The following is a 2,223-nucleotide window of genomic DNA, read 5'->3' on the forward strand; positions in this document are numbered from 1 at the left end:
CGTATACGTTTAAAAACAGCTGCACCGGCAGCAGCACATGAAAGCAGAAGCCGTTGAGAGAAACTTTTTCTTGACAACGGGCTATTTTGCACTATAATAAGAAACATCTGTTGCGCAACGTTAGTTATTTAACAGAAAGGGGAGAGGATACGCCTATGCCGCCGAAAGTCCGATTCACCCGGGAGGAGATCATCCGGGCCGCCCTGGACATCACCCGGGAGTCCGGCCCCGAGGCCCTGACGGCCCGGAGTCTGGCCGCACGGCTGGACTGCTCCGCCAAGCCCATTTTCGGCCTGTTCCGGAGCATGGACGAGGTGCAGCAGGAGGTGCTGAAGGCCGGATACCAGTTCTATGGCGAGGCCATCGCCCGGGCCATGGAAAGCGGGGAGTATCCCCCCTACAAGGCCTCCGGCATGGCCTATATCGACTTTGCCCGCCGGGAAAAGCACCTGTTCCGTCTGCTGTTCATGCGGGACCGCAGCCGGGAGGAGGTCACCCGTCAGCTGGGGGACGACGCCGAGCCGCTGCTGGACCTGATCCAGCGGGCCGCCGGCATCAGCCGGGAGAGCGCCCGAATGTTCCACCTGGAGATGTGGATCTATGTCCACGGCATCGCCTCCATGGCGGCCACGTCCTTTCTGGACTGGGACACGGAGCTGATCAGCGCGTCGCTGACCGACGTATACATGGGCGTGTTGGCCCGATTCAAGGAAAAGGAGGCGCAGAAATGAACGCCATCGAAATACAGGGCCTGACCAAGCGCTACGGGCCCATCACCGCCGTGGACGGCCTGGACCTGACGGTCCGGCAGGGGGAGCTGTTCGCCCTGCTGGGGGTCAACGGCGCCGGAAAGACCACCACCATCAAAATGCTGTCCTGCCTGACCCGGCCCGACGACGGTGACGCCCGCCTGCTGGGCCGCAGCGTGGTCACCGATACCGCCGCCGTCAAGAACTGCATCGGCGTGTCCCCTCAGGAGACTGCCGTGGCCCCCAACCTCACCGCCCGGGAGAATCTCCTGCTGATGTGCGGCGTTCACGGTCTGCCCCGGCAGGAGTCCCTGGCCCGGGTGGAGGAGCTGGCCCGGACTCTGGGCCTGGAGCCGGTGCTGGCCCGCCGGGCCGGGAAGCTGTCCGGCGGCTGGCAGCGCCGCCTGAGCATCGCCATGGCCCTGGTTGCCCGGCCTGAAATTCTGTTTCTGGATGAGCCCACCCTGGGGCTGGACGTGCTGGCCCGGGCGGAGCTGTGGGACGTGATCCGGGCGCTGAAGGGGCGGATCACCGTGATCCTCACCACCCACTATATGGAGGAGGCCGAGGCCCTGTCCGACCGGGTGGGGGTCATGAAGGACGGCCGTCTTCTGGCCCTGGGCACTCCGGAGGAGCTGAAGGCCCAAACCGGCTGCGAAAAATTCGAGGAGGCGTTCATCGCCATTGTAAAGGGGGCGGGGAAATGAAACTGCAGGCACTTTGCCGCCGCACCACATGGGAGATCGTGCGGGACCCGCTGAACCTGGCCTTCGGCCTGGGCTTCCCCCTGGTGCTGCTGCTTCTGCTCAGCGCCATCCAGGCCAATGTCCCGGTGGACCTGTTCGCCATCGACCGGCTGACTCCGGGCATCTCCGTGTTCGGCCTGGCCTTCATTGCCCTGTTTTCCGCCACCTTAGTGGCCCGGGACCGGGAGAGCGCCCTGCTGCAGCGGCTGTATACCGCGCCCCTGACCGCCGGGGACTTCATCTTCGGCTATGTGCTGCCTCTGGTGCCTATGGCGGCGGTGCAGGCGGCCGTCTGCTACCTGGCGGCGGTCCCCCTGGGGCTGACGGTGTCGGTGCGGATGATCTGGGCGGTGCTGCTGGACCTGCCTGCGGCGCTGCTGTTCATCGGCCTGGGCCTGCTGTGCGGCAGCGTGATGAACGTCAAGCAGGTGGGCGGCATCTGCGGGGCGCTGCTGACCAACCTGACGGCCTGGCTGTCGGGTACCTGGTTCGACCTGGAGCTGGTGGGCGGGGCCTTCCAGCGCATCGCCTATGCGCTGCCCTTCGTCCACGCCGTGGAGCTGGACCGGGCGGCTCTGTCCGGCGATTGGGCCAGCGTCATGCCCCACCTGTGGTGGGTGCTGGCCTACGCCGCAGCGGCTCTGGCCGCCGCCGTGCTGCTGTTCCTGCGGCAGATGAAGCGGCAATAATATGGATAGAAAAAACCGGTGCCGGGCGTGATGCCCGGC

Annotated in this window: 3 protein-coding genes; all 3 read left to right on the forward strand. The window is 65.6% G+C overall.

Going from position 1 to position 2,223, the window contains the following annotated elements:
- Nucleotides 1–155 precede the first annotated feature (155 nt).
- The 3 genes from LKD37_RS17350 to LKD37_RS17360 are packed head-to-tail and all read left to right on the forward strand — an operon-like array spanning nucleotide 156 to nucleotide 2,184.
- Nucleotides 156–731 (forward strand): TetR/AcrR family transcriptional regulator, encoded by a 576-nt coding sequence (locus tag LKD37_RS17350; RefSeq protein ID WP_302930310.1) that lies wholly within the window; start codon nucleotides 156–158, stop codon nucleotides 729–731.
- A complete protein-coding gene (locus LKD37_RS17355) occupies nucleotides 728–1,456 on the forward strand; it encodes an ABC transporter ATP-binding protein (protein WP_302930311.1) in 729 nt (242 codons plus the stop codon). Before LKD37_RS17350 ends, LKD37_RS17355 begins: the two co-directional genes overlap by 4 nt.
- The gene (locus tag LKD37_RS17360; protein WP_302930312.1) at nucleotides 1,453–2,184 is read left to right on the forward strand and encodes an ABC transporter permease; all 732 of its coding nucleotides are present in this window, start codon (nucleotides 1,453–1,455) and stop codon (nucleotides 2,182–2,184) included. The genes LKD37_RS17355 and LKD37_RS17360 overlap by 4 nt, the downstream gene beginning before the upstream one ends.
- Nucleotides 2,185–2,223: the final 39 nt, after the last annotated feature.

Source organism: Brotocaccenecus cirricatena (assembly GCF_020687045.1).
GTDB classification, from domain to species: Bacteria; Bacillota; Clostridia; order Oscillospirales; family Oscillospiraceae; genus Vescimonas; species Vescimonas cirricatena.

Bases quoted from the DNA above. Each gene is read 5' to 3' on its own strand.
- LKD37_RS17360 (WP_302930312.1), top strand. From the start codon at position 1,453: ATGAAACTGCAGGCACTTTGCCGCCGCACCACATGGGAGATCGTGCGG.
- LKD37_RS17350 (WP_302930310.1), top strand. From the start codon at position 156: ATGCCGCCGAAAGTCCGATTCACCCGGGAGGAGATCATCCGGGCCGCC.
- LKD37_RS17355 (WP_302930311.1), top strand. From the start codon at position 728: ATGAACGCCATCGAAATACAGGGCCTGACCAAGCGCTACGGGCCCATC.